General features: G+C 65.0%; 20 protein-coding genes. 1 reads left to right on the top strand and 19 read right to left on the bottom strand.

Annotated elements, in window-relative coordinates; all coding sequences use genetic code 11:
- Positions 1-42 precede the first annotated feature (42 nt).
- The 16 genes from BDW41_RS08015 to BDW41_RS07940 form a co-directional block, all read right to left on the bottom strand.
- Positions 43-1,452, bottom strand: a complete 1,410-nt coding sequence (locus tag BDW41_RS08015; protein ID WP_074545582.1) for a TolC family protein — start codon at positions 1,450-1,452, stop codon at positions 43-45.
- On the bottom strand, positions 1,433-3,364 hold the full coding sequence (locus BDW41_RS08010) for an FUSC family protein (RefSeq protein WP_074545584.1): 1,932 nt from the start codon (positions 3,362-3,364) through the stop codon (positions 1,433-1,435). The genes BDW41_RS08015 and BDW41_RS08010 overlap by 20 nt, the downstream gene beginning before the upstream one ends.
- On the bottom strand, positions 3,348-4,373 hold the full coding sequence (locus tag BDW41_RS08005) for an HlyD family efflux transporter periplasmic adaptor subunit (protein WP_074545588.1): 1,026 nt from the start codon (positions 4,371-4,373) through the stop codon (positions 3,348-3,350). The genes BDW41_RS08010 and BDW41_RS08005 overlap by 17 nt, the downstream gene beginning before the upstream one ends.
- A 12-nt stretch (positions 4,374-4,385) precedes the next feature.
- Positions 4,386-4,673: a YtcA family lipoprotein gene (locus tag BDW41_RS08000; protein WP_074545591.1), complete on the bottom strand. Its 288-nt coding sequence runs from the start codon at positions 4,671-4,673 to the stop codon at positions 4,386-4,388.
- 225 nt (positions 4,674-4,898) lie between these two features.
- On the bottom strand, positions 4,899-6,608 hold the full coding sequence (locus tag BDW41_RS07995) for a thiamine pyrophosphate-dependent enzyme (protein ID WP_074545595.1): 1,710 nt from the start codon (positions 6,606-6,608) through the stop codon (positions 4,899-4,901).
- A 1,058-nt stretch (positions 6,609-7,666) separates the two neighbouring features.
- Positions 7,667-8,200 carry a single-stranded DNA-binding protein gene (gene ssb, locus BDW41_RS07990; protein WP_074545599.1) on the bottom strand — a complete coding sequence of 178 codons (534 nt, stop codon included), beginning with the start codon at positions 8,198-8,200 and terminating at the stop codon, positions 7,667-7,669.
- A gap of 230 nt (positions 8,201-8,430) precedes the next feature.
- On the bottom strand, positions 8,431-9,123 hold the full coding sequence (locus BDW41_RS07985) for a response regulator transcription factor (protein WP_074545604.1): 693 nt from the start codon (positions 9,121-9,123) through the stop codon (positions 8,431-8,433).
- Complete coding sequence (locus tag BDW41_RS07980; protein ID WP_074545607.1) at positions 9,120-11,786, bottom strand: sensor histidine kinase KdpD; 2,667 nt, start codon at positions 11,784-11,786, stop codon at positions 9,120-9,122. Before BDW41_RS07980 ends, BDW41_RS07985 begins: the two co-directional genes overlap by 4 nt.
- A 165-nt stretch (positions 11,787-11,951) precedes the next feature.
- The gene (gene kdpC / locus BDW41_RS07975) at positions 11,952-12,521 is read right to left on the bottom strand and encodes a potassium-transporting ATPase subunit KdpC (RefSeq protein ID WP_074545610.1); all 570 of its coding nucleotides are present in this window, start codon (positions 12,519-12,521) and stop codon (positions 11,952-11,954) included.
- A 10-nt stretch (positions 12,522-12,531) separates the two neighbouring features.
- Complete coding sequence (locus tag BDW41_RS07970) at positions 12,532-13,983, bottom strand: outer membrane beta-barrel protein (RefSeq protein ID WP_343125758.1); 1,452 nt, start codon at positions 13,981-13,983, stop codon at positions 12,532-12,534.
- 167 nt (positions 13,984-14,150) lie between these two features.
- Positions 14,151-14,351 (bottom strand): hypothetical protein, encoded by a 201-nt coding sequence (locus BDW41_RS07965; protein WP_074545613.1) that lies wholly within the window; start codon positions 14,349-14,351, stop codon positions 14,151-14,153.
- A gap of 175 nt (positions 14,352-14,526) precedes the next feature.
- Positions 14,527-16,608, bottom strand: a complete 2,082-nt coding sequence (gene kdpB / locus BDW41_RS07960; RefSeq protein WP_074545616.1) for a potassium-transporting ATPase subunit KdpB — start codon at positions 16,606-16,608, stop codon at positions 14,527-14,529.
- A gap of 25 nt (positions 16,609-16,633) precedes the next feature.
- Positions 16,634-18,436, bottom strand: coding sequence for a potassium-transporting ATPase subunit KdpA (gene kdpA / locus BDW41_RS07955; protein ID WP_074545621.1), 1,803 nt, complete (start codon positions 18,434-18,436; stop codon positions 16,634-16,636).
- Entirely contained in the window at positions 18,433-18,525 is a 93-nt protein-coding gene (kdpF, locus tag BDW41_RS07950) for a K(+)-transporting ATPase subunit F (RefSeq protein ID WP_074545624.1), read from the bottom strand. The genes kdpA and kdpF overlap by 4 nt, the downstream gene beginning before the upstream one ends.
- A gap of 289 nt (positions 18,526-18,814) precedes the next feature.
- Positions 18,815-19,786, bottom strand: a complete 972-nt coding sequence (locus tag BDW41_RS07945) for a VTT domain-containing protein (protein ID WP_074545628.1) — start codon at positions 19,784-19,786, stop codon at positions 18,815-18,817.
- Between the two features lie 107 nt (positions 19,787-19,893).
- On the bottom strand, positions 19,894-21,114 hold the full coding sequence (locus tag BDW41_RS07940; protein ID WP_074545632.1) for an MFS transporter: 1,221 nt from the start codon (positions 21,112-21,114) through the stop codon (positions 19,894-19,896).
- A gap of 137 nt (positions 21,115-21,251) precedes the next feature.
- On the opposite strand from BDW41_RS07940, the gene BDW41_RS07935 reads away from it, so the two are divergent.
- Entirely contained in the window at positions 21,252-22,253 is a 1,002-nt protein-coding gene (locus tag BDW41_RS07935) for a polyprenyl synthetase family protein (RefSeq protein WP_074545636.1), read from the top strand.
- A gap of 228 nt (positions 22,254-22,481) precedes the next feature.
- Here the strand turns inward: BDW41_RS07935 and BDW41_RS07930 are convergent, their stop codons facing one another.
- The 3 genes from BDW41_RS07930 to ubiH are packed head-to-tail and all read right to left on the bottom strand — an operon-like array spanning position 22,482 to position 25,751.
- Entirely contained in the window at positions 22,482-23,270 is a 789-nt protein-coding gene (locus tag BDW41_RS07930) for a dienelactone hydrolase family protein (RefSeq protein ID WP_074545641.1), read from the bottom strand.
- 34 nt (positions 23,271-23,304) lie between these two features.
- Positions 23,305-24,525, bottom strand: coding sequence for a UbiH/UbiF/VisC/COQ6 family ubiquinone biosynthesis hydroxylase (locus tag BDW41_RS07925; RefSeq protein WP_074545644.1), 1,221 nt, complete (start codon positions 24,523-24,525; stop codon positions 23,305-23,307).
- A complete protein-coding gene (gene ubiH, locus BDW41_RS07920; protein ID WP_074545649.1) occupies positions 24,522-25,751 on the bottom strand; it encodes a 2-octaprenyl-6-methoxyphenyl hydroxylase in 1,230 nt (409 codons plus the stop codon). Before ubiH ends, BDW41_RS07925 begins: the two co-directional genes overlap by 4 nt.
- Positions 25,752-25,873: the final 122 nt, after the last annotated feature.

Genomic DNA, 25,873 nt, shown 5'->3' with positions numbered 1-25,873 from the left:
TCAAGCCATAAAGCTCGCGAGTGGGCGCGAGGGGCGACGAGGCTAAGGCCCCGCGGTACGCTGACCGGTTGCCAGCGCTAACGCGGCTTGCGCGATCATGACATCTGCATTGGCATCTTCCTGGCTGGCTTCGGCCTGAGCGAACGCAGCCTCGTCATTGGTTAGATCGGTGACGCTGGCCATGCCGTGCCTGTACGAGTCAAGAGAAGCTTGATACGCGATCTCGGTCGCCTGGGTGTAATCGACTGCCTGCCTGCGGTTGTCCACACTGGTCTTCAGGTCGTTGTAGCTTTGCACGACTTGCTGGACGGCGAGATTTTTGGTCTCGGCCAATGCGTCTTCCGCTTGTGCTCTCTCCGAACTGGCTAGAGATACCTTGGTTGCGCGCGCTCCACCGTCAAATAGCGGGAGCTCGAACGCTACGAAGATACTGTTGCCGGTGAGATTGATACTGGAGAACGGGCTGTTGTCGCTGCTGGTTTTGCCGATATTCTGGTAGACCTGGGCTTCGATGCTGATGGTAGGGTGGTAGTCGGCCTTGGTGGCCGCAACCTTTGCGGCTGCAGCTGCCACCTTGCTTTGCGCGGCGAGAATGTCCGGTCGATTGCCCATGGCGGTATCGATCAGCGCCGCAAGAGTGGGTTTCTGGACAGCGTCCAGGCCTACGCCTGAAGGTGACGACAGTTGAAACTGCGATTCCGCAGGCAGCCCCACCGTGGCCACTAGCATCGCAAATGCTGTCTGCGCAGCGCCTGAGGCTCTCGTGAGGGTAACTTGCGCAGCCGCCGTCTGCCTATGGGCTTCCGCCACCTGAACTACCGTGGCGCGTCCATGCTGCTTCTGATCGTTGACGGCTTCTTCCATGAGCTGTGCCGCATGCAAGCCCTTCTCTGCCGCACGCACCTTTCCCTGTGCAGACATCACGTCGAAGTAGGCGCGTGAAACCTCAAACACGAGCTTCTCTTGCGCTCCCAATAGGCCAGACTCAGCGGCCAGAGCCAGCTGCGTGGCTTCCTCCACCTGGCCCTTCTTGCGTCCAAAATCAAATAGCAGCCACTTCAATTGAAGAGAAGGAATAATCTCGCGAGAAGTCGATACGATGTAGCCACGAGGCGAGACGTTGCGCGTAATCGGTAGAGGCGTGTGCTCGTTGCCAGCCAGGGCTTTGATGTTGACTTGCGGGGCGTACTGAGCCCTCACCAGAGATGTTTCGAGATGAGCGTGAAGTGCCTGCTGCTCCGCCTCCAGATACGATGGATTGCTCTCCAGCGCCACGCCAATCAGATCTTGCAGTGAGTAAACCTTGTGCTCCCCGATGAGCTTCGTCGTGGATACGGCTGAACGCGCGTCGCCAAGTTGTGCATAGACCTGCCCCGCTCCACCATAGAGCACCAGAGCAACAGCCAGCATCCGGCACCGAAGCGTCCGGTGCTCAGCGGAAACGCGTGACATGGCCAAGATCCTCTTCAAGTTGAGCGCGGGCTTGATGTAGCAATGAAGATGTCGTTTCTGGCAGGTCTGACATTCTTGGCGGGGCTTGGCCGGCATCGAGCAGCGCATCGATCTGTAAAGCGAGCTGAGCATTCGCCTCTGTCATCGCAGTGCCATGCGATTCTGCGTCACGCACACGCAGAAGGATGAGCGCATGCGTCGCGATGCGCTCGGCGGCGTCGAGTGACGGTTCTTGCTTGTTTTTGCTGATGTTTCGCCATTCGAAGGCGGCGCGTGCCTGCATCGTGTCGGCGCGCGACAAGTCCTGCTGGATCAGAAAAAAGTCTTGGTACGATCTTCCATGCGAACTCCGCAGCATGGCACTGATCTTTTTCAAGGCAGCTGCACGCAAGGCACGCGCCTGTTGGGCAGCACTTACCGGCCATAGGGATGCGAAGACCAGCGTCACCCATAGGTTGCCTATCAGGATGCCGACGATGCGATCGCGCAAAACCGTGAGATCCGTGTTCGGTCCGTAGTCTTGCAGTACGCCCAAGAAGAAGGCGAAGGCCAGTTGCATGCCGGCATAGCTGATCGCTTGACTCCCCGTGGATATCCAGGCGGCGAAAGCCGATACCGCAGCGATCAACAGGCAAAGTTGCCCGATATCCGTTAGCAGCGGCATGACGAAGACGATGCACAGACCGGCCATCAGACCACCGATGAGGGCGCCGGAGGCACGTAGCGTGAACTTGTGCATGCTCTCGCCGAACGTCGACAGCGACACGAAGAAGCACGTGGTGACGGCCGTGCGGATGCCTGGCCAGTCAAGCAGCGTATAAGTTGCATACGAGCCGAGCACCGCCAGCATGACCTTGATGGCGAAGCGCGCGTGTCCACGGTTCAGAAGAGCGTCGGGCACCAGGAAGCGATGCGTGCCTGGCGAAGCCGGCTCGACTCGGGCAACGACAGCAGCCACACCCCGGGCGCAGTCAAGAAGCTCACGAACGGCACATTGCAGTGAGCGCCCAGTCGCCTGCGTCGAAGGCTTCACGGGATCAAGCGAGGAAGGACGCTCGGGTTCGGCATGCGAATGGCGTCTCCGGACGAATGCTCTTCCGGCGGCACGTATGGCCGCGGATGCGTTGCGCCGGGTGTCCGGGTCCTCGTCTGATAGATGCGAGGAAATCGCCAGGGTCTCAAGCAGCAAGGCAATCAGGGTGTCGTCCTCCTGGGCAAACACCTTTAGCTGCTTGTCCCACTGAAGCGCCTTGTTCTTGAGTTGGCTCAGCGCGATCAGTTCATCGCGCAGCCTGTTCGCCGGCTCGGAGCAAGGATCTTCGACATGGCGAGCCAGGCGTTCGAACAGATTGGCGGCGCGTTGCTGTGACAAGGCCACGGGGCTTTCGCCAAACAACAGATGCATGGTGGCCGTGACCGCGATCGGTGCCGCCACCACGACCCACAGCCAAAGTAGTTGATGAGTCAGCGGATCGGTGAAGGGGATTTCGTCCGCCAGCGTTTGCGTCAGCACCAGTATGTAGCCGGACAAAAACGCAATCGGCCCCAACGAGCTGGTGCGGGTAAAGAAAGCACCGGCGAAGGTGCTGAGTGCGAGCAGCGGGATGCGCAGTGCTGGCTCCCCGGCATCGAAGATGTAGAACAGCAGCGAAATCGCTACCGCGATGGTGGCCGCGACGACGCCGCCCAGTGAGGTCTTCAGGGTGGACGCCGCGTCTTCCTGGCTAGCGATAAAGACAAGATAGGCGGCGTACGCAGGTAGCGGAACTTTGAATGTCATGGTGACGGCAACCATGACCGCACAACCAAGCGAGATGCGTGCGATCGAACGTCGGCGCTCGGGCGTGAGCGCCAGCTCCCGGCCTACGAATGACGAGATTTGATCTGTCGCGGTTTCAGCCTGCGTGATCATGTGTCACCCGCACCGAAGCCGTTGCGCCAATGCGCAGGAAAGACGCGTCGCTGCGTCGCAAATGGATCCAGACGGGAAAACGCTGCGCCACCACCACCCAGTTGAGATTACGGTCTACTTGCGGCAAACCCGGTCCCACGGAACCGGTGGGTTGCACGCCAGGGCCCAGGCTTTCGACCGAGCCGGCAAGCGGTTGGTCGTCATGGCCCATAACCCATACCGTGGCCACGTCCCCCGCGTGTAGATGCGCAAGGTCTGTTTCGCGGAAGTTGGCGATGGCGTACCAATTGTCGTCATCGATCACGGTCAGCAGCGGGTGCCCCGCCGTGGCGAAGGATCCCTGCGCCAGGTTGAAACCAACGACGCGCCCATTGAAGGGGGCGTTGATCGTCGTTTCTCTCAGGTCACGCTCGGCCAGCTGCTGTGCCGCCATGGCTCCCAGCAACTGCGCTTTCAGGCTTTCCACATCGCCGATGGCTTCCTTGGCTTGCGATGCTTGTTGGATGGAAGAGGCCAGTTGTGCTTCCGCGCTGCGCTCATCGGTCTGCGCCTGATCGAGCTGCTGTGCGGTGGCGAAGCCCCGGGCCGCCAATGGCTCCAGGCGCTTTCGCGTGTCCTGCGCAAGAGAGACTTGCTGGCGTGCACGATCCACCTGCCGCGCGGCAGCCTCGGCGCCGGAGCCTTGGGAAGTCACTTGTCGGCCGGTAAGGTCGATCTGCGCCTTCAGTGCGGCCACTTGTGCTTTTGCCTGTTCCAACTTGTATTGAAAGGGCTCGGGATCGATGCGCAAAAGCACATCGCCCTTATGAACCACTTGATCATTGCGGATTTGGATCGCCACGATGCGACCGCTTACCTCCGGCGTGAGCAAGGCGCTATAGGCGTAGACATAGCCGTCGTGCGTGCGTGGCCGCCGGTCCACGACAATCACACATACAACGATGAGTACCAGCGCAAGAGCGAAGGAAAGGAAGGCGATCACGCGTGCGGCAAGACGCTTTGTAGACATGTGCGTCTCTCCTTAGCCCAACCAGAACAGCCAGACCGCCAGGGTGATGGCGATCCAGACACTTAGATAAACGAGCACGGGAACAGGAAGATCTTTGTCGATATCGGCCTTGGCCAACACAGCGCGCAAGACAAAGGTGCCAACGATGCCGACCAAAGCGCAAAGCATCCATGTCGGAAAGTAAGACCCCAAGATGTTTCGCGAAGGCGATTGGCTGCATGCGCAGAGCAACGCACCGGCGACTACCAGCGTCGCCGTGCGTGTTGCCAAATGGAATGGTTGCCTATGAAAGATGTGCATCCGACAAACCTCTGTGCGAGTCGGGCTGGCCAAGGTCGTTTGTCGACCACGGTGATGAGGCAACTGGGCGTCTCCGACGGCAACCTGTCGATGGCCCAGTACTGCCCGCTTCACAACGGTTTGCGCAGGTGGCTGCCTAAATCGCTGGAACACCGCGAGTAAAGGCCACCCCGAAGGGTGGTCCCGGAAGGGCCTGCGAACGAGGCTGCGTGCGGCCCAGAAAACTCAGATATTTTCGCGGATCATTTCCAGCACATCTGCGCCACGTCCGTGCAGAATGGCGCGCGCGGAATACAAAGCCATGCCTACCACCGGCTTCAACTCAATCATGGGTGGCTTCACCAGTTCCAACTGATTGACGATGACGTTGAGCAGACCAGGACCCGGCTGGGCCAGCAACTCTTGGATCGCGCCATCGAGATCGGCAGCTTTATTGACCGTTTTGCCCCACAGCCCAATGGCCTCAGCCACCTTGCCGAAGTCCGGGTTCTTGAGCTTGGTGAAGGTGTCCAGGATACCTTCGGCCTTCTGTTCGATTTCCACAAAACCCAGCTTGCCGTTGTCAAACACGATGATCTTGACCGGTATGTTCTCTTGAATGGTCGTGATCAGTTCACCAAAGAGCATAGTGAGCCCGCCATCGCCGCAACAGGCGATGACCTGGCGGTCAGGTGCGGCTTTTTGCAAGCCAAATGAGCTGGACAGTGCGGAAGCCATGGTTCCATGGAGAAGACTGCCAAAAATGCGCCGCTTACCGTTGGCGTCGAAATGGCGAGTGGCCCAGACAATGGGTGATCCGTCGTCGGCAACCAGCAAAGAGTCATCGGCCGCATACTTATTTATACGCGACATCAAGTATGAGGCAGGGATGGTGTCGTCATGACCGGGCTTGAGGTGCTTCTGTGTTTCCTCGATAACCTTCTTGTAGCGATCGACAAATTCCCCAAGGAACGACTCGTCCGGATTTTCTTCCAGATGCGGAAGAAGCGCCTGCAGTGTTGCCTTGACGTCGCCCACCGCCCCGAGCGACACGTGATGGCGTCGGCCCAGGTGCGTCGGCTTGATGTCGATCTGCACAATCTGGGCGTGGTCTGGGTAGAACTGGCGCCAGGCAAAGTCGGCGCCCAGCATGAGTAGCGTGTCGCACTCCAGGATGGCGTTGTATCCGGCTTCGTTACCTAAGATGCCGGTCATGCCGACGTTGTACGGGTTATCGTAGGCCAGTGCATCTTTGGCACGAGACGTATGGGCGACTGGCGCCTTGAGCCTGTCAGCCACCGCCTTGATCTCGTCGAGCGCACCTTCGCAACCGGACCCCGCATAGATAGCGATCTTCTGACCCTCGTTGAGGATCTTCGCGATGTCGCTGATTTCCTGGTCGTTCGGTCGAATAAGCGGCTGCGCGTTATGCACGCGATATGGGAAGTCCTCTTTCACCTCGCCATGCGACATATCGACTGGCACGATGAGAACCGCGACACCCTTCAAGGCGATCGCCGCTTGACACGCCGCCACCACTTTTCGACGTGCTTGTTCAGGCGTATAGATCTGTTCGCAGTAGACCGAGCACTCTTTGAATAGCGACTTGAAATCCACTTCCTGGATAAATTCAAAGCCCAGCTCGCTACTCATGATCTGGCTCGCGATCAGGACCACCGGCGAACGATTGCGATTGGCTTCGTACAGGCCGTTGATGAAGTGCAGGCTACCGGGACCACACGAGCCGGCGCATGCGGTCAGTCCGCCAGTGAGCTGAGCTTCGGCCCCAGCTGCGAATGCACCGGCTTCCTCGTGGCGCACATGGACCCACTCGATGGAACTCTTGTCCAAACTTTCCGCAAACAGATTGAGGGTGTCGCCAACGATGCCGTAGCAGCGTTCAACACCCGCCTGTTCCAGGACCTCAACGAGAATTTCAGCGACTTTCTTGCCCATGGACGTACTCCGGGAAACAGATAAAAGCAGGGTCACTACCCGGCACACGACAGGGCAGCTCACGGATGTCAACCTGTCACGCTTGCTCGTTCATCAACGTGTGACGGCGCGCTGTGATGAGCGGAGTGTGCCCCTGGGATAAGCAGTGCCCTATCCCCCTGATGGGGGTTTTGCATCATCGACACGTTGTCTGTTGAGCCATGCCCGGCTGGGGCGGTGACCCCGTTGCGTTCGCGGGGCCGCGCGGCAACCCCTTGGCGGCCATCCAAGGGTTTCTCAACCCAAGCAAGCGGCGCGGTGCTCGCTGCATGTCCTGCTGTGGGGTCAACAACTTCTTGAAGTGTGACCACCTGTTCGGGAGTCGGGCCACACTTGACGGCAGCCGACCGTTTTCCAACCGGTCGCCGACCGATCAACCCACGATGAACCAGATCAATCTGACGTGCAGTCGACTCATCGACCGTGAATCCAAGCAGGGTATGGGAGAGCCAGCGAAGGTAGTTCGCAATATGTGTCAAGCGGGCGTATTCGCTTCCAGCCCCTATCCTCTGCCTTGCTTTGCGCCTCCGAAACGGCACGACCGCAGGGCCACCATGCTTGCTCCAGCGCCTCTGGCACTCATCCCGGATTGCGTCCAACTCCGCGGGATTGAAAAAGCGCCGTGCCCTGATTCGACTCTCCAGATCGATCCCACGCTCGGTGCAATAGGTAAGCAGTACGTTGATCGCCGCAGAAGCAGCATCCATGCTGGCTACCGATAGCGATCGATTTCGAACTTGCGTTGTCACAAACAGGTTCGGGTAGAAAAGAGGCATGCCAGAGTCGGGATCGACGAGCAGGCAATACCTCTCGCCGCTTCCCAGGACGAAGCCTTGCGTTCTATATCCAAGTCGCATCTCCGCGCTCCGACTGAGGGTTCACAACAGTTCCCAAGGTGCAGCTTAGGCGATGATCCAGGATGGAATTCGACTCGAAAACATCCATTTAGAAAAAAGAAAACCCCCGACGAATCGGGGGTTTAGGATTAAAAACCTTACAACAATGGTCTAAGGTACGTTTTAGAACGGAATATCGTCGTCGCCGAAGCTGTTGTTCTGCACCGGCGGGGCGGACTGGCGCTGCTGGTTGCCGTAGTTGTCGCCACCGCGGGACTGCTGGCCGCCACCGCCGTAGCCGCCCTGGCGCTGGCCGCCACCGCCGCCGCCCTGCGAGCGCTGGAAGTTGCCGCCGCCACCGCCGCCCATGCCGCCTTCGGCGTTGCCACCGAGCATCTGCATTTCAGCGGCGATGATGTCGGTGCTGAAGCGTTCGATGCCGTCCTTGTCGGTGTACTTGTCGGTGCGCAGCGAGCCTTCGATGTAGACCTGGCGGCCCTTCTTCAGGTATTCGCCGGCGATTTCGGCGAGGCGGCCGAACAGCTTCACGCGGTGCCACTCGGTGCGTTCCTGCTTTTCGCCGCTCTGCTTGTCGGTCCAGTTTTCGGAGGTCGCGATGCGGATGCTGGTGATCGCGGTGCCGTTGCCGGTGTAGCGGGTTTCCGGGTCGGCGCCGAGGTTGCCGACGATGATGACCTTGTTGATGCCACGTGCCATGGATGTTGTTTCCTCTGTGAGCCGGCGCTGCGTTCTGGGGCGGTCAGCGCCGGGATGTTGAACAGGCAGCCATCATAACCGTGCCCTGGCCGCGGAGACAGGCGTTGACCGGCGGCGGGTAACTGTGAATTCGGCCAGCCTTCGCCCTGCCCCGCTGTCCGGGTTGGGCGAAAAAGTATCAGGGAATCAGACCACTAAGGGCTCTCAGGGCTTGCGACGCCGGGCCCGGCTCAGGCGCCGCTGATGAAGCGGTAGCCGACCCCGGGCTCGGTCTTGAGCCAGCGGGGGGCGGCCGGGTCGTCACCCAGCTTCTGGCGCAGCTTGCCGACCACGATGCGCAGGTAGTGGCTGTCGTGGGTGTGGGTGGCGCCCCAGATGTCGCGCAGCAGCTGTTGCTGGGTCACCACGCGGCCGGCGTGGCGCAACAGCAGGGCCAGCACGGCGTATTCCTTGCGGGTGAGCGAGAGCGGCGCGCCATCGAGGAAGACCTCCCGCCGGGACAGGTCGATGGCGAGGCGTCCATCATCGTAGCGCTGGGTGGCCTCGGGCTCGCCCTGGCGGTTGCGCATGAGGGCGCGCAGGCGGGCCATCAGCTCCTGGATGCCGAAGGGCTTGGTGACGTAGTCGTTGGCGCCGGCGTCCAGCGCCTTCACCTTTTCGCTTTCCGCATCGCGCACGGACAGCATCACCACGGGCACGTGGCTCCACTGGCGCAGCTCGGCAAGAACTTCATGCCCTTCCTTGTCGGGCAGGCCGATGTCGAGGATGACCAGGTCGGGCGAGCGCGTGGCCGCCAGCGCCAGCCCTTCGGCCGCGTTGGCCGCGAGCAGCACCTCGTAGCCTTCGGCGCGCAGGCCGATGTCGAGGAATTTGCGGATCTGCGCCTCGTCGTCGACGACCAGGACACGCGCAGCGGACGTCATGTGTGGTTCGCGGGTGGCGCCGGCAAGGGCAAGGTGATGCGAATGGTGGTGCCAACGCCGTCGCCCGGCAAGGCCTCCACGCTGCCGCCGTGTGCGCCGATCATGCCGCGGCAGATGGCAAGGCCAAGACCCGTGCCCTGCGGCGCGCGGTCGCCGCGCGACACCGAATAGAACATGTCGAAGATCCGCGCGCGCTCGTCTTCGGGTATGCCGGGGCCGCGGTCGATCACGTCGATCTGCACCTGCTCGCCCTTGGTGCGCACGACGACGCGCACGGCTTCGCCGGGCGGCGAGAAGCGCGCGGCGTTCTCCAGGATATTGAACAGCGCCTGCTCGATCAGTGCGGGATGCACATACAGCAGCACGGTCTGCGGCGGCAGCGCGGTATCCACGCGCAAATCGGGGAACAGCTTGCGCAAGCGCAGGGTGGATGCCGCGACGATTTCGGCCACGTCGGTCCAGTCGCGATTGAGCTTGAGCGTGCCGTGGCCCAGGCGTGTCATGTCGAGCAGGTTCTGGATGTAGCGGTCCAGGCGCTGGCCTTCGCCGAGAATGGCTTCGAGCAGTTCGAGGCGTTCTTCCGGCGGCAGCTGGTCGCCGTAGCTGGACAGCGTGCCGGCGGAGCCGATCATCGAGGCCAGCGGCGAGCGCAGGTCGTGCGATACCGAAGAGAGCAACGCGTTGCGCAAACGCTCGGTTTCGCCCTGCACGCGTGCGCCTTCCAGCTCCTCCGCGAGCCGTGCGCGCTGCAGCGCCTGGCCGATGTCCTGCACCATGGTCAGCGCCAGGCTGCGCTCGTCGGTGGACGGCTCGCCCTGCCCCGGCGGAAAACGCAGCGCTGCGACGCCGAGATGATTGTCGTCGCTGCCCAGCGGCAACACCCAGCACGGCGCGGCATTGAGCGTGTCGGTGTAGCGGCCGGCCTGCTCCGCATGCTGCTCGCACCACGCGGCGGCGCCCATGTCCTGCGCGGTCAGGTCGAACTCGCGCGGGGCGGCGGCCACCACGCGCAGCACCTGGCTGGCATCGCGTGCGAGCACGGCCACGTCACAGCGCAGCACATCCGCCAGTGCCCTGGCGCCCACCCGGCGGATGCCTTCGGCATCGGTGCTGGTGGACAGGCGTTGTCCCAGCGCCAGCAGGGCGCGCGCCTGCGCATGCGCCATGCGCAGCGATTCCACCTGGCTGGCGAGCTTGGTGGCCAGCCGGCTCGCCACCAGCGCCGCGACGAGGAAGAGGCACACGGCCAGCACGTCGTCGAAGTTGGCGATCATCAAGGTGTAGCGCGGCGGCGCGAAGAAGAAGTTGTAGCCGAGGAAGCACAGCACCGCCGTGTACACCGCCACCGCCATGCGCGTGCGCACCGCCACCACCAGCACGGCGGTGAGGAAGATCAGCGAGAGGTTGGCGACCGACAGATAACGGTCGGCGATGAAGGACAGCCCGAATGCCACAAGTGTTGCCAGCGTGGCGTAGATGTATTCGCCGCGACGCCCACGGCCGCCTGGCATGCGCAGGCGCAGACGCGACTTGGCCCGCTCGGCGGGCGTGGCGATGATGGTGAGTTCCAGGTGCGCACCACGGCGCAGCAGCAGTTGCGTCAACGAGCGACCGAGCATGCGCGCCAACGGCCGCTCGCGCGTGCGGCCAAGGATGATCTGGCCGATGCCTTCACGATCCGCATGCGCGATCAGCTCGTCGGCGATGGCATGGCCGCGCAGCACCACGGTGTCGCCGCCCAGGCGGCGCGCAAGGCGCATGGCGGCATCCAGTCGGTCGCGGCGCGACTTGTCGAGCGTCACGCCGGTGTCGACGAAGGCCACGCTCCACGGCGCGCCTCGCCGTTCGGCGATGCGCCGCGCGATGCGCACCAGGTATTCGCTCTGCGAATGTCCGTCGATGGCGGCCAGCACGCGCCGGCGCACCGGCATGGCGCCGCCGCGCGCCAGCATGTGCTCGCGCAGGTCGCTGTCCACGTGGCCGGCCACGGTATCCACGGCCAGTTCGCGCAAGGCGACGAGGTTGGTGGGCGAGAAGAACGCATCGAGCGCGGCGGCCGCCGTCTCCGGCACGTAGACCTTGCCCTGCTTCAGGCGCTGGATCAGCTCGCGCGGCGGCAGGTCGACCAGCACGATGTCGCGCGCGCGATCCAGGAAGGCATCCGGCACGGTTTCGCGCACGGTGACATTGGTGATGCGCCGCACCTGGTCGTTGAGGCTTTCCAGGTGCTGCACGTTGAGCGCGGTGTAGACCTCGATGCCGGCTTCGAGCAGCTCGGCGATGTCCTGCCAGCGCCGCTCGTGGCGGCCGCCCGGCAGGTTGGTGTGCGCCAGCTCGTCGACCAGGATGATGTCGGGGCGGCGCGCCAGCGCGGCATCCAGATCGAACTCGGTGAAGTCGCGCCCCTTGTAGTTGACCTTGCGGCGCGGCAGCTGTTCCAGGCCTTCCAGCAGCGCCGCGGTTTCCTGCCGGCCATGCGTTTCCACCAGGCCGACCACCACGTCCACGCCCTGCCGCTTGAGCTCGCGCGCGGCGGAGAGCATGGCGTAGGTCTTGCCCACGCCCGGCGCGGCGCCGAGGAAGATCTTCAGGCGCCGCGTGCGTTCCTCCTCCACGGAGTCGAGCAAGGCATCGGCGCGTGCTTCGCGGGAGGGTTCGGTCATGGGAGCGCCGGTGACGTGAGTGAAGTTAGGTTAGGGCTTGGCAGGTGCTATCGGAAGTGAAACGTCGCAGACAGTGACGGTGTGGCGAGCACCCGACCTTTACCCCCTTTTCGGGGCTCACCCCAGCCCTCCTCCCCTAACGGGGAGAGGGAGTAAAGGCTCGTCTTATCGGCCATCCAGCGCCAGATTGAGCTTGAGCACATTCACGCGCGGCTCGCCCAGCAGGCCGAACTGGCGACCGGTGGTCGCCATCGCCACCATGGCCTGCACCTGCGACACGCTCAGGCCACGCGCCTTCGCCACGCGGTCTACCTGATAGGCGGCGGCGGCCGGCGAGATCTCCGGGTCGAGACCGCTGCCCGACGCCGTGACCAGGTCCACCGGCACCGGCTGGGTATTGCCGGGGTCGGCGGCGCGCAACGCATCGATGCGCTGCTTCACCGCATCGGTGAGCGTGGGATTGGTTGGCCCCAGGTTGGACGCGTTGGACGAGGCCGCATTGTTCGGCTGCGGCGAGGTGGCTGACGGACGGCCCCAGAAATACTTGGGGTCGTCGAAGGACTGGCCGATCAGCGTGGAGCCGATCGGCTTGCCGTCCTTCACGATCAGGCTGCCGTTCGCCTGCGACGGGAACAGCACCTGGGCCAGGCCGGTGACGGCCAGCGGGTAGAGGATGCCGGTGATCGCCGTCATCAGCACCAGCATGGTCAAGGCATTGCGTAGCAGCTTGCTCATGGTCTTTACCTCAGTAATGCAGGATGGCGTCCACCAGTGCCGTCGTCTGGTGATTCTTCAGGCCGCCGTTGTAGGCGGGGAAGTCGTAGGCGTGCTCGTAACGCAGCTCCGGGCGAATCTCCAGATCCGGCGTGGCCCAGTACGTCATGCCGACGGTGTGGCTGGAATAGCGCGTGGCAAAGCCGGTGCGCTGGCCGTCCTTGTCGTCGTAGAACTCGTTGCGCACGGATACGTAAGCCTTCGGGCTCACCTCCACGTTGACGTAGTTCACGATGCCGTAGGCGGGGTTCTTGCCCAGCGGGAAGCTCGGCGCCTCGCCCAGCGGATAGCCCGGCACGCCCGTCGGCGCCTGCGATTGGCCCGGCCCTGTCGCCAGCGCCTGGTCCTTCACGTAGATGTAGTAGGCCTCCGTGAGCATGTGCACCTGCGGCGAGAAGCGGCGCCCCCAGGTCATCACGAATTCCTGCAGGTTGTTGTACGTCTGGCGCGCGCCGTTGAACGACTCCACGCAGGGATAGAGCATGTCGTCGTTGGACTTGGACACCCAGCGCACGCAGGCCTGGCCGGTGAGGCGGCTGGTGCTGTCCCAGATGGCCGAATCGTCACCGCCATGGATGCCCAACTGCAGCGTCCACTGGTCGCTGAGCTTGGTGGTGGTGATGATGCCCATGTTGGTGTACGCATCCACCGTGTAGAGGATGGAGTGCGTCAGCAGGTAGTTGTTCGGCGAGAACTGCGCCTCGATGTCCGGCAGCGAGAGATAACGGCCTGCCGTGATGACCATGCCCTGCGCGACCCACGGAATGTACAGGTCCACGTACGCGATCATCGGATCGTTGCCGTACAGCTTGCCGTTGAGCGCGCTGTTGGGCTTGGGGTTGTTGAGCAGCTGGTTGCTGGTGACGCCCTTCATCGTCGTGTAGTGGTAGTCGTAGCCATACAGATCGTCGAAGTGGAAACCCCAGTCGATGTGATCGGTCTGCACCGTGTCGGGAATGCGCTCGATACGGAACAGGAACTGGTCGAATTCCACGCGATTGGGGCGCGTGGCGTAGGACAGCGGATAGTTGCTATGGCTGGACGTGCTGAGGTTGGCCGACGGGTTGATCCAGCCGTACACCTCGATGCGGTTGTCCTGCATCCAGTGGCCGAGGCTCGTGCAGGACAAGGCTTTTTCCAGCGGATATTGGGAATTCTCGTTGGGCACGCCGATGGGATAGTCCACGCCGCCCAGCTGCCATTCCGACGAAGGAAACGGCGGCGACGGAAACGGCGAATCCAGGCCACGGCGCGCCGGCGTCGAGGCCGGCGCATTGGGGTCGGCCGGCTGTGCGTCCTCGCGATAGGCAGCGGCAAGACGCGAGAAGAAACCGCGCGAACAATCGCCGCTGGCGGCCACGGGCGCGGCCTGGCTGTCGCCGAGCGCCGCGGCGGGCGCCACGTCGGTGCTGCCGGCCGGCATGTCCGCCGGCGACGCCCACGCCTCGCCGGCGGGAGCCAGCGCCAACATCAACGCAAACGAAAGTACCTTCTTGGACATCATGGGTGTTCCTGAAATCGGCTCGGGGCGAGCCGTCCTTTTCTTGTGGGTAGGGGAAGTGTGATGGGCCACTTTCGTGCGGCCTCGTATCAGATGCCGGCGTAGCCGCCGAGCACGTAGTCGTCCTGTTCGCTGCGCGGCGCCTCGGTGTCGCGCGGCGCGATGCGCGCGCGTGCTTGCGTCGGCAAGGCGATCACCACGTCGCAGGCGGAATCGTTGGAGGAGAGACGAAGCTCCATGTCCGGGTGGGTGTCGTCTGGCAGCGAAACGGAAAGCTTGAGTACTTGCATGGCAAAGACTCCGGGGATGAATGACAACGCGATGCCTTTCCTATCCCGTCATTCCGGCGTACCCCACAAAAGGGGGCGAGGGCCGGAATCCAGTAACGAACGCGCCTGGTGTTCGCGAAAACCGATCACAGCGGCTTCTGGATTCCGGCCTGCGCCGGAATGACGAGCGAGAGCATCACGCCAAACCGCAAACCACCAGCAACATATCGATCACCTTGATACCCAGGAACGGCACCGCGATGCCGCCCAGGCCGTAGACGAGCAGGTTGCGGCGCAGCAGTGCGCCGGCGCCCAGCGCGCGGTACTTCACGCCCTTCAGCGCCAGGGGAATCAGGAAGATGATGATCAGCGCGTTGAAGATCACCGCCGACAGGATGGCGCTCTGCGGCGTGGCGAGCTTCATCACGTTGAGCGTGTTCAACGCCGGGTAGGTGGTGGCGAAGGCCGCCGGGATGATGGCGAAGTACTTGGCCACATCGTTGGCGATGGAGAAGGTGGTCAGCGAGCCGCGCGTGATCAGCATCTGCTTGCCGATCTCCACCACTTCGATGAGCTTGGTCGGGTTGGAATCCAGGTCCACCATGTTGCCGGCTTCCTTGGCCGCCTGGGTGCCGGTGTTCATCGCCACCGCCACGTCGGCCTGGGCCAGCGCGGGCGCATCGTTGGTGCCGTCGCCGCACATCGCCACCAGGCGGTTCTCGGCCTGGATCTTGCGGATCAGCTTGAGCTTGGCTTCGGGCGTGGCTTCGGCGAGGAAGTCGTCCACGCCGGCTTCCGCCGCGATGGCGGCCGCCGTGAGCGGGTTGTCGCCGGTGATCATGATGGTCTTGATGCCCATGCGGCGCATTTCGGCGAAGCGCTCGCGGATGCCGCCCTTCACGATGTCCTTCAGCTCGATCACGCCCAGCGCGCTGGCGCCTTCGGTGACGATAAGCGGCGTGGCGCCTCGGCGCGCGATGTCTTCGGCCATGCGCTTGACCAGCGGCGGCAGGTGGCTACCCAGGGAATCCAGGTAGCGCTCCACCGCATCCAGCGCGCCCTTGCGGATCTGGCGCTCGCCGATGTTGACGCCACTCATGCGGGTCTGCGCGGTGAACGGCACGAACTCCGCGTGGCCTTCCTCGAGCTGGCGTTCGCGGATGCCGAAGCGCTCCTTGGCGAGCACCACGATGCTGCGGCCCTCGGGCGTTTCGTCGGCCAGCGATGCGAGCTGCGCGGCGTCGGCCAGGCGGTTTTCCTCCACGCCGGGCGCCGGCACGAAGGCCACGGCCTGGCGGTTGCCCAGCGTGATGGTGCCGGTCTTGTCGAGCAGCAGCACGTCTACGTCGCCCGCCGCTTCCACCGCGCGGCCGGAGGTGGCGATCACGTTGGCGCGGATCATGCGGTCCATGCCGGCGATGCCGATGGCCGACAGCAGCGCGCCGATGGTGGTGGGAATCAGGCACACCAGCAGCGCCACCAGCACGGTGAGCGTGATGGGATTGCCCGAGCCGGCCACCTGCACGCTGTAGATGGAATACGGCAGCAGCGTGGCGCAGGCGAGCAAAAAGATCAGGGTGAACTTCGCCAGCAGGATGGTCAGCGCGATCTCGTTCGGCGTCTTGCGGCGCGCCGCGCCTTCCACCATCGCGATCATGCGGTCCAGAAAGCTTTCGCCCGGATTGGCGGTGATGCGCACCACCAGCCAGTCCGACAGCACGCGCGTGCCGCCGGTGACGGCGCTGCGGTCGCCGCCCGATTCGCGGATCACCGGCGCGGATTCGCCGGTGATGGCGCTCTCGTCCACGCTGGCGGCGCCCATCACCACTTCGCCGTCGCCGGGCAATTGATCGCCCGCTTCCACCAGCACGTGATGGCCCACGCGCAGGTCGGACGACGGCATGAAGGTGATCGCCGCATCCTTGGTCGGCGCGGCGAGGCGCTTGGCCACCACGTCCTTGCGCGAGCTGCGCAGCGCGGCGGCCTGGGCCTTGCCGCGGCCTTCGGCCAGCGCTTCGGCGAAGTTGGCGAACAACAGCGTGAACCACAGCCAGATCGTCACCCAGAAGATGAAGGCGGTGGGCGCTTCGCCGTGGCCGGCTAGCGCCTGCACCCACAGCAAGGTGGTCAGCACGCTGCACACGAACACCACGAACATCACCGGGTTGCGGAACTGCTGTTTCGGCGACAGTTTGCGGAACGAATCCGCGATGGCTTTCACGATCAGGTCGCGGTCGAAACTGCGCACGCCGTGAACGGGGGTATGGGTCGTTGTCATGGATCGGTGTTCCTTCGTGCGCCGGTCAGCGCACCGACATCAGGAATTCGGCGATGGGGCCGAGCGCCAGCGCGGGGAGGAAGGTGAGCGCGCCCACCACGATCACCACGCAGGCAAGCAGGGTCACGAACAGCGGCGTATGCGTGGGCAGCGTGCCGGCCGAGGGCGGCACGTGGCGCTTGGCGGCCAGCGAGCCGGCCATCGCCAGCATCGCGATGGCGAGCAGGAAGCGCGACAGGTACATGCACACGCCGAGCAGCACGTTCCAGAACGGGGTGTTGGCGGAAAGGCCACCGAACGCGCTGCCGTTGTTGTTCGACGCCGACGACACCGCGTAGAGGATCTCGCTGAAGCTGTGCGCACCCGGGTTGCCCACGCCTGCCACGCCGGCCGGCGTCATCACGGCGATGGCCGTGCAGATCACTACCAGGGCGCAGGGCACCAGCACGGCCAGGCTCGCCATCTTCATTTCGTGCGCCTCGATCTTCTTGCCGAGGTATTCGGGCGTGCGCCCCACCATCAACCCAGCGATGAACACCGCGACCACGGCGAACGCGAGCATGCCGTACAGGCCCGAGCCCACGCCGCCGAAGATCACCTCGCCCAGCTGGATCAGCCACATCGGCACCAGTCCGCCGAGCGGCGTCATGGAGTCGTGCATGCTGTTCACCGCACCGCACGAGGCGGCCGTGGTGATGGTGGCGAACAGGCCGCTGGCGGCAATGCCGAAGCGTGTTTCCTTGCCTTCCATGTTGCCGCCCGGCTGCAGCGCGGAAGCTTGCTGGTCCACCGCAAGTCCGTGCAGCGCCGGGTTGCCGGCCTGCTCGGCGGCAATGGCGCCATAGGCGAGCGGCACAAAGATCAGCAGCATGGTGGCGAGGACCGCCCAGCCCTGCCGACGGTCGCCGACCATGCTGCCAAACGTGTAGCAAAGACCGCCCGGAATCAAAAAGATCGCCAGCATCTCGATGAAATTGCTGAAGGGTGTGGGGTTCTCGTACGGGTGCGCGGAGTTCGCATTGAAGAAGCCGCCGCCATTGGTGCCCAGCTGCTTGATCGCGATCTGCGAGGCCGCCGGGCCCATCGGCAAGGTCTGCGTGGTGACCACGCTCGACTGGGTGACGTCCTTGCCCTGCGCATCCTTCACTGGATTGCCAGCCGCGTCCTTCACCGTTTCCACGGCGGTGGTGTGCTGCACCAGCGGAACGTCCACGTACGACTTGAAGTTCTGCACCACGCCCTGCGAGGAAAGCAGCAGCGCGATCACCAGCGAGAACGGCACGAGCACGTAGAGCGTGCTGCGCGTCATGTCCACCCAGAAGTTGCCCACGCTGTCCGCGCTGCGACGGGTGAAGCCGCGAATCACCGCCAGCAGCACGGCCATGCCGGTGGCCGCCGACAGGAAGTTCTGCACGGCCAGGCCCAGCATCTGGGTCAGGTAGCTCATGGTGCTTTCGCCGCCATAGGCCTGCCAGTTGGTGTTGGTGATGAAGCTGATCGCCGTGTTCATCGCCAGGTCCGGCGACAGCGCGTCGAAGTGCTGCGGGTTGGCGGGCAACCACGGCTGCAGTCGCTGCAAGGCATACACCGCCAATGCGCCAAGCAGGTTGAACACCAGCATGGCGATGGCGTAGCGCTTCCAGCCCATCTGGTCGTCGGCGCGCACGCCGGCAAGGCGATAGAGCATATGCTCGAGCTTGCCGCCAATGCGGTTGACGCCGTTGGGCGTGTCGGCGAACGCGAGCGCCATGTAGCTGCCCACGGGCTTGATCAGCACGAGCAGCACGGCGAGGTAGATCACGACCTGGAAAAAGTCGAAGCTGGTCATTCGAACCACTCCGGCTTCAGCAGGGCCACGCACAGATAGCCCGTCAAGGCCACCGCGATCACGGCAGCCACGAAATACAACGCGTTCATGGGTGGAATCTCCCGAAGGAAAGGCGCAGGTCCGGCCGCCGGCCGGGGCGACAGGCAAACGTCAGGGGCGGCGGCCCAGGCGGTCGCAGATCAGCAGGAAGCCGAGCGCCGCAGCGAACAGCACGATCAGGAAAAGCAGGTAGATGGCGTCCATGGATGCCCGACTCACCGTGTCAGTTAACGGAGAAAATTGTCGGCAGCGGCGCATAAGAAAGGGGTAGCGATTTCCGCTACCCGCGTATAGAAGCCGTAAAAATTTGCCCCGCGCACCGGCGACGGGGCGTGCGGCTCACACCGCGTGGGACACCACGACCTCGTCGGCCACGGGCACGCGATCCACCGGGTAGCCGGCCGCGTCCCAGGCATCCAGCCCGCCCAGCAGCGGGCGCACGCGCTTGTAGCCGCGCAGCATCAGCGCCTTGGCCACCAGCGCCGCGGAGTACTCGTTGGGGCAGGTGCAGTAGAGCACCAGCTCGGTGTCGGGCGGCACGGCCTCGGCGATGCGCTCGATGCTGTTGACGTCCGCCAGCAGGGCGCCGGGAATCACGCGGGAATCGACCAGCCGCGCGCCGTCCGAACGCACGTCGACCACGACCGGCTTGCGGCCCTGCATCACGGCGTCGTTGAGTTCCTCTACCGTGATGCGGGCCATGCGCAGGGTGCGCATCAGGTGATGCCGCTGCCACCACTTCACGATGACATAGAGCGCGAGCAGGCTGCCGATGAACATCAGCGCCACGCTGCCCGCATTGGCCAGCGCCATCAGCACGGCGTCGATCTGGTTGGCGAACACGTAGCCCAGGCTGACCGCCATGCCCACCCACATCAGCGAGCCCAGGCCGTCGAACAGGATGAAGGACGCCGTGCGCAGCCCCATCGCACCCACCAGCGGCGGCGCCACGGTGGACAGACCCGGCACGAACTTGGCGAGCAGCAGGATGCTGCCGCGCCAGCGCTGGAAACGCAGCTCCGACTGCCGCACGCAGGAGTCGGGGGAAAGCGAAATGCGGCACAAGGTGCGCATGACGCTGCCGCCGAAATGGCGGCCCGCCACGTACCACGCGTAGTCCGCCAGCAGGCAGGCCACCAGAGCCACCGCGACGACGCCGGCCAAGGGGAGCCGCTCCATCGACGCCAATGCGCCGGCCACGATCATGGTGGGCACGGCCGGCACGGGAACACCCGCCTGCTCGACCAGCACATTGACGAAAACCAGCAGCAAGCCGTACTGCGCGATGAGTTCGATGATGTGGTGAGACATGGCCGCCAACCTCGCCGCCGATCCGGCGGCAACAGGCCGCCCAGCGCCACGATCATTGGGGCTGCGGGGCACAAACGCAATGCGTTTTCGGGCCCTCTTTGCGCGGATCAGGCGCCGCTCGACGCCTCGGCGGGCGTACCCGGCAGCGGCGTGGCGCCGGCGATCCAGCGCGCGCCCGCCAGCACCAGCGGCAGCCACAGCAAGGTCAGGGCCGCGGCGCAGAAGAACACGCCCTCCGGCCCCATGCGCCCCAGCGCCACGCCACCGATGGCGCCGCCCACGAAGGCGCCCAGGAACTGGCTGGTGGAATAGGCCCCCATCGCCGCGCCGCGCAATGGACCCGGCGCCAGCTGCGACACCAGGCCGGGCAAGGCCGCCTCCAGCAGGTTGAAGGCCGAGAAGAACACTGCGGCCGCCAGCCCCAGCACAGCCACATGCGTGCCGGATAGCGCAAACCCGAGCAGGCCCAGCCCCGTCGCCACCACGCATACGGCCACCAGCCGCAGGCTTTGCGCCAGCTCGCGCATGCGATGCAGGCAGGCGCCCATGACGAAGGCGGCGATCACCATCACCGGGAGATAAAGCTCCCAATGGCGATTGACCGGCAGTTGAAGGCGATCGGCCAGCAGCAGCGGCAGGCCCACGAAGCTGGCCGTGAGCAGCAGGTGCAGGAAGAACACCGAGCCGTTGAGCACCAGCAGGCGCGCGTCACGCAGCATCGACAGCACGCCGCCGAACGAGGCGGAAGCCGGCGCGGAAGGCCGCTCCGGCGTGGGCACGATCAGCCACAGCAGCACCAGCGCGCCCAGCGCAAGCACGGACGTGGCGGCAAACAGGCCCGGCAGGCCGTTCAGGGCTTCCAGCGGCGGCCCGAGGATCAGCGCCAGCAGGAACGCCACGCCGATGGAGACGCCAATGATGCCCATGACCTTGCTGCGGTTCTCCGGCCGGGTCAGGTCCGCGGCCAGCGCCGTGCCAGCCCCGGCCACGGCTCCCATGCCCTGCAGGGCGCGGCCGATCACGATGCCCAGCAGCGTGTGCGACATCGCCGCCACCAGCCCGCCCGCCGCGAACACCAGCAACCCCAGGGTAATCGCCGGCTTGCGGCCGATGCGGTCGGACAAGAGCCCCAGCGGAATCTGCAGCAGTACCTGGCCCAGTCCATAGACGCCCAGCGCGAGGCCGATCAGCCAGGGCGTCGCGTCCGGCAGGCGCTGCGCGTACAGCGAAAACACCGGCATGATCAGGAACAGGCCGAACAGGCGCAGGCTGATTACGCAGGCCAGGGTCAACGCACTGCGCCGCTCGAGTGGGGAGAGTTGGCTCACCGGGGGCTTCTTAAAAGGGTCGCACCAGCCCGCGATTATACGTTTCGGTCCAAAAAACCAACCGTGGTGCCGTGTCGCGGCGGTTTCTGCCACCCAACTCTCTCTATAATCCCCCGATACGACGCTACGACCGCCTCATGACCACGACCCAAGCCGACACCCGCCGCTCTGCCGACTTTGCCGCCGTCCGAGGGCTCGCCGCCGCAGACATGCACCGGGTCGACTCCCTGATCCGCCAACGCCTGTCGTCCGACGTGGTGCTGATCAACCAGATCGCCGACCACATCATCGCCGGTGGCGGCAAGCGGCTGCGTCCGATGCTGCACGTGCTGGCCGCCAACGCGGCGGGTTACCGCGGCGAGCATCACATCAAGCTGGCGGCCGTGATCGAGTTCATCCACACCTCCACCCTGCTGCACGACGACGTGGTGGACGAGTCGGACCTGCGCCGCGGCCGCAAGACCGCCAACGCCCTGTGGGGCAACGCAGCCAGCGTGCTGGTGGGCGACTTTCTCTACTCGCGTTCGTTCCAGATGATGGTCGAGCTGGATGACATGCGCATCATGCGCATCCTGGCCGACACCACCAACACCATCGCCGAGGGCGAGGTGCTGCAGCTGCTCAACATCGGCAACGCCGACGTCGACGAGGCCGCCTACCTCAACGTGATCGAGCGCAAGACCGCCGTGCTGTTCGCCGCCGCCACGCAACTGGGCGGCCTGCTGGGCGGCCTGCCGGCGGAACAGTGCGCGGCCCTGCGCCACTACGGCATGCAGCTGGGCTACGCGTTCCAGATCGCCGACGACCTGCTCGATTACACCTCGGACGCGGGCACGCTGGGCAAGAACATCGGCGACGACCTCGCCGAAGGCAAGCCCACCTTGCCGCTGATCTACGCGCTGCAGCGCGCCGATGCCGAGCAGAAGCAATCGCTGCGCCACGCCATCGAGCACGGCGGCCTGGATTCGCTGGACCGCATCATCGCCGCCATCCGCGATTCCGGCGCCCTGGAGCGCACCCACGAACGCGCCGTGATGCACGCCGACGCCGCGCGCGATGCGCTGCGCGTACTGCCCAGTTCGCCCTGGCGCGATGCCATGGCGACGCTGGCGGATTATTCGGTGCAGCGGAGTTTTTGAGCGCCGGTACGGGGTTTCGCGAAAATCCACAATCTCCTCACGGTCATCCCCGCGAAAGCGGGGATCCAGCGACTTTGGGCCTTTTTACGCGATGCTTAAAGGCACTGGATCCCCGCTTTCGCGGGGATGACGGTGAGGGAGCAGTGGGTGATTTGCGCGACTTGAAAACGCTCCAAGTCCGTTAGCGTGACGGGGCCGCGCAAAGTACGCGCCCCGCCTCATACCGAACTACGGCGTACCGCTAAACGCCCTATGCAGCCAATCCTGCATCATCCGATAGCTGCGCTTGGCCGCACGCTCGTCGTAGGCACAACCGGCGCTGTGCTGGTCCGTCTCAGTGAAGCAATGCACGGCGTTGCCCAGCACCACGAACTGCCAGTCGGCCTTGGTGGCGCGCATTTCGTCCATGAACTTGTCGGCGTCGGGCATGGTGCCCTTGTCGTCGGCGCCGTTCATCACCAGCACGCGCGCCTTGATGTTCTTGGCCAGCGCCGGGTCGTCGGTCTGCAGCCCGCCGTGGAATGACACCACGGCCGCCACGTCGGCGCCGCTGCGCGCCAGGTCCAGCACGGCCGTGCCGCCGAAGCAGAAGCCGATGGCCGCCAGCTTGCCAAGATCGATCGGCGCCGTCTTGGCCTGCGCCTTCAGCTGGTCCAGCGCCATGTTGGCGCGCTTGCGCATCAGCACGCGATCGCCATAGAGCGGCTTGATCGCGGCCTTCGCCTCGTCATCGTTGGTCGGTCGGATCTTGGCGCCATACATGTCGGTGAGCAGGATCACGTAGTCCTTGCCCGCGATCATCTCCGCCTTCTTGATCGCGAGCTCGTTCACGCCGTACCAGTTGGGCACCATCACCAGGCCAGGTCGCTTGGTGGCCACGGCATCGTCGTAGATCAGCACGCTGTGGAAGGTGGTGCCGTTCTGCGTCCATTCGATGGGCTTTTCCACCATCTTCGCCTGCGCGGTGACGGCGAATCCTGCGAACAACAGAAAACTGCAAAGGCGGGCGATGCGCATGACGTGCTCTCCTCGTTGCGGTGCGTAAAACCGGTTACAGGCCGGCGGCGTGTTCCGCGAGTCTGCGTTTGATGGGTGACAGCTTGTCGATCAGGCGCACGCCCAGCCCGCGCGCCGCCACCAGCGGCGGCGCCTGCCAGCCGTAGATGCGCGCCAGCGCGTCGAAGCCCAGCGCATCGAGCGTGTCGGCACTGCGGCGTCGGCGCGTGTAGCGGCGGAGCACATGGGGCGCCGCGATATCGCTGCCCGCGTCGCGCGCGGCCACCAGCGTGGCGCGCAGTTCGGCCACGTCGCGCAAGCCCAGGTTCACGCCCTGCCCGGCCAGCGGATGCACGGCGTGCGCGGCGTCACCGAGCAGCACGAAGCGCTCGGCCTGGTAGGTTTCGGCCAACTGCAGGCGTAGCGGGAAAGCCGCTCGCGCGGTGGCGCCGACGATGCGTCCCAGGCGGAAATCGCTGGCGACGCCCAACGCCTGGAAAAACGCCTCATCATCCAGCGCGAGTACGCGCTGCGCCTCGTCTTCCGGCAGCGACCACACGATGGAACTGCGGCCATCGGCGAGCGGGAGCAAGGCGAGCGGACCGGTGTCGATAAAACGCTGCCATGCGGTGCCGTCATGCGGACGCTCGGTGCGCACGTGCGCCACCACGCCGCGCTGCGCGTAATCACGCCCCTCGGTGGCGATGCCGGCCATCGCGCGCAGGGGCGAAGCTGCGCCGTCGGCCGCGACCAGCAGACGCGCGGACACCGCTTCGGCGTCACCGCTCAAGGACAGCTGCACCCGGTCCTCAAGCACTTCGTAGGCACTGACCTGTGCGGGGCATAAGCGGCGCACGCCGGCGGCATCGAGCGCCTGCCACAGCTGCCACTGCACGAGGTTGTTCTCGACGATGTAGCCCAGCAGGTCGCGGCCTTCGTCGGCGGCATCGAAATGGATGGACGCGCCACTGGCAGCATCCCATACATGCATGTGCGCGTAAGGGCTGGCACGCGACGTGCGGATGGACGTCCAGACGCCCAGCTCGTCCAGCAGGGCCACGGAGGAAGGCGCCAGGCCGACGACGCGAAGGTCCACGTCGTCATGCACGGACCACGGCGCCGGCGCACGCGCCTCGACCAGCGCGGTGCTGATGCCCGCGCGTGCCAACGCCAGCGCGGCCGCCGCACCCACCATGCCGCCACCGACCACCGCGACATCGAGCGCGGGACCGCGGCGACGGGACGATTCAAGACGGGAATTCACCACCGTATTCATGGCAGGCGCTCCAGCACGGCCCGAGGCGGCTCGCCGCGGAAACCCATGCCTCGACGCGCCATCAGGCGCTGCAGCGGCGGCACCCGATCGAACGCCAGCATGGCCACCGAACGCAGCGGCCCCAGCATCGGCTGCGGCAGGCAGGCGAGCTGAACCAGTCCGTGGCTCATCGCCATGGTGCCTTCGCGATCGGGCGCGCGACGCGCGGCGTAGTGCGCCAGCAGCTCATCCGCACCGGGATCGGTTGCGCCGGCGAGCAATTCGGCCAGCGTCAGCGCATCGCGCAGACCGAGGTTGAAACCCTGCGCGCCGATGGGATGCACCGTCTGCGCCGCATTGCCCACCAGCACGGCGCGACGCGAGACCAGCGCGCGTGCGGCCACGCGCTGGATCGCATACGGATGCCGCTTGCCCGGTCGGCTCAAGCGCCCCAGGCGCCAGCCGAAGCGCTCCTGCGCCAGCGCGATGAAAGCCTCGTCGTCCATCGCCTCCACCGCGCGGGCCTCGTGCTGCGGCACGGTGAGCACCAGTCCGCAACGGCGATTGGCGAGCGGAAGCAAGGCGATGGGGCCGTTGTCCGCGAAACGCTCGTACGCGCGCTGCGCGTGGTCGCGCTCCGGCGTGACCGTGCAGACGAACAGGGTCTGGCGATAGTCGTGCCGCTCGGCCTCGATGCCCAGGCGGTCGCGCACGAAGGACGCCGTGCCGTCGGCGCCGACCAGCAAGGGCGTGTCGATATCCACCGGGCCTTCGCTGGTGTGGATGCGCGCGCGCCAGCCGTCGGCCAGCGGCTCCAGCGACTCCACGCGCGCGGGCGCCAGGCGGCGCAGGCGCGTGCATTCGTCGAGCTGGCGCAGCAGGGCCGCGCCCAGTTCGCGCGCCGGCAGCGTCCAGCCCATCGCGTCGACGCCGTGACGCGCGGCATCCATCCGCACGCTGCCGAACTCGCCGGCCCGCGTGACGTGGATGTGGCGAATCGGCGTGGCCTGCGCCTGCGCGTGTTTCCACACGCCAATGGCGGTCAGGCCGTTCACGGTGGCACGGGCCAGCGCCAGGTTGCGCTCGTCGTAGCTGGGCTGTTCGCCCACCCGCGGCGCGGCGGCCTCGACCATCACGGCATCGATGCCTGCGGCGTCCAGGGCAATGGCCAGACTGGCGCCGACCAGCCCGCCGCCAACGATGAGCACCGGCTGCCGGCCGCCGGCCTGAGAGGATGAGTTCGTCATGGCGTCGAATGATACGCGCTAAGCGTCTGTCCACGGTCTCCGCTTGGCCGCCACTCAGGCGCAGGCCCAGTTGCGCTAGACTCAGGCATTGATTTCGACGCGACCTTTCTTTGGAGCAGCTC

The sequence above is a fragment of the Dyella sp. AtDHG13 genome, assembly GCF_003201105.1.
GTDB classification, from domain to species: Bacteria; Pseudomonadota; Gammaproteobacteria; order Xanthomonadales; family Rhodanobacteraceae; genus Dyella; species Dyella jiangningensis_B.
Note: the sequence above shows the minus strand (reverse complement) of the source record. Positions and strands in the feature narration are given on the sequence as shown.

Coding starts and splice junctions, on each gene's coding strand:
- BDW41_RS08015 (WP_074545582.1), bottom strand. CDS start 1,452: ATGTCACGCGTTTCCGCTGAGCACCGGACGCTTCGGTGCCGGATGCTG.
- BDW41_RS08010 (WP_074545584.1), bottom strand. CDS start 3,364: ATGATCACGCAGGCTGAAACCGCGACAGATCAAATCTCGTCATTCGTA.
- BDW41_RS08005 (WP_074545588.1), bottom strand. CDS start 4,373: ATGTCTACAAAGCGTCTTGCCGCACGCGTGATCGCCTTCCTTTCCTTC.
- BDW41_RS08000 (WP_074545591.1), bottom strand. CDS start 4,673: ATGCACATCTTTCATAGGCAACCATTCCATTTGGCAACACGCACGGCG.
- BDW41_RS07995 (WP_074545595.1), bottom strand. CDS start 6,608: ATGGGCAAGAAAGTCGCTGAAATTCTCGTTGAGGTCCTGGAACAGGCG.
- ssb (WP_074545599.1), bottom strand. CDS start 8,200: ATGGCACGTGGCATCAACAAGGTCATCATCGTCGGCAACCTCGGCGCC.
- BDW41_RS07985 (WP_074545604.1), bottom strand. CDS start 9,123: ATGACGTCCGCTGCGCGTGTCCTGGTCGTCGACGACGAGGCGCAGATC.
- BDW41_RS07980 (WP_074545607.1), bottom strand. CDS start 11,786: ATGACCGAACCCTCCCGCGAAGCACGCGCCGATGCCTTGCTCGACTCC.
- kdpC (WP_074545610.1), bottom strand. CDS start 12,521: ATGAGCAAGCTGCTACGCAATGCCTTGACCATGCTGGTGCTGATGACG.
- BDW41_RS07970 (WP_343125758.1), bottom strand. CDS start 13,983: ATGCCGGCCGGCAGCACCGACGTGGCGCCCGCCGCGGCGCTCGGCGAC.
- BDW41_RS07965 (WP_074545613.1), bottom strand. CDS start 14,351: ATGCAAGTACTCAAGCTTTCCGTTTCGCTGCCAGACGACACCCACCCG.
- kdpB (WP_074545616.1), bottom strand. CDS start 16,608: ATGACAACGACCCATACCCCCGTTCACGGCGTGCGCAGTTTCGACCGC.
- kdpA (WP_074545621.1), bottom strand. CDS start 18,436: ATGACCAGCTTCGACTTTTTCCAGGTCGTGATCTACCTCGCCGTGCTG.
- kdpF (WP_074545624.1), bottom strand. CDS start 18,525: ATGAACGCGTTGTATTTCGTGGCTGCCGTGATCGCGGTGGCCTTGACG.
- BDW41_RS07945 (WP_074545628.1), bottom strand. CDS start 19,786: ATGTCTCACCACATCATCGAACTCATCGCGCAGTACGGCTTGCTGCTG.
- BDW41_RS07935 (WP_074545636.1), top strand. CDS start 21,252: ATGACCACGACCCAAGCCGACACCCGCCGCTCTGCCGACTTTGCCGCC.
- BDW41_RS07930 (WP_074545641.1), bottom strand. CDS start 23,270: ATGCGCATCGCCCGCCTTTGCAGTTTTCTGTTGTTCGCAGGATTCGCC.
- BDW41_RS07925 (WP_074545644.1), bottom strand. CDS start 24,525: ATGAATACGGTGGTGAATTCCCGTCTTGAATCGTCCCGTCGCCGCGGT.
- ubiH (WP_074545649.1), bottom strand. CDS start 25,751: ATGACGAACTCATCCTCTCAGGCCGGCGGCCGGCAGCCGGTGCTCATC.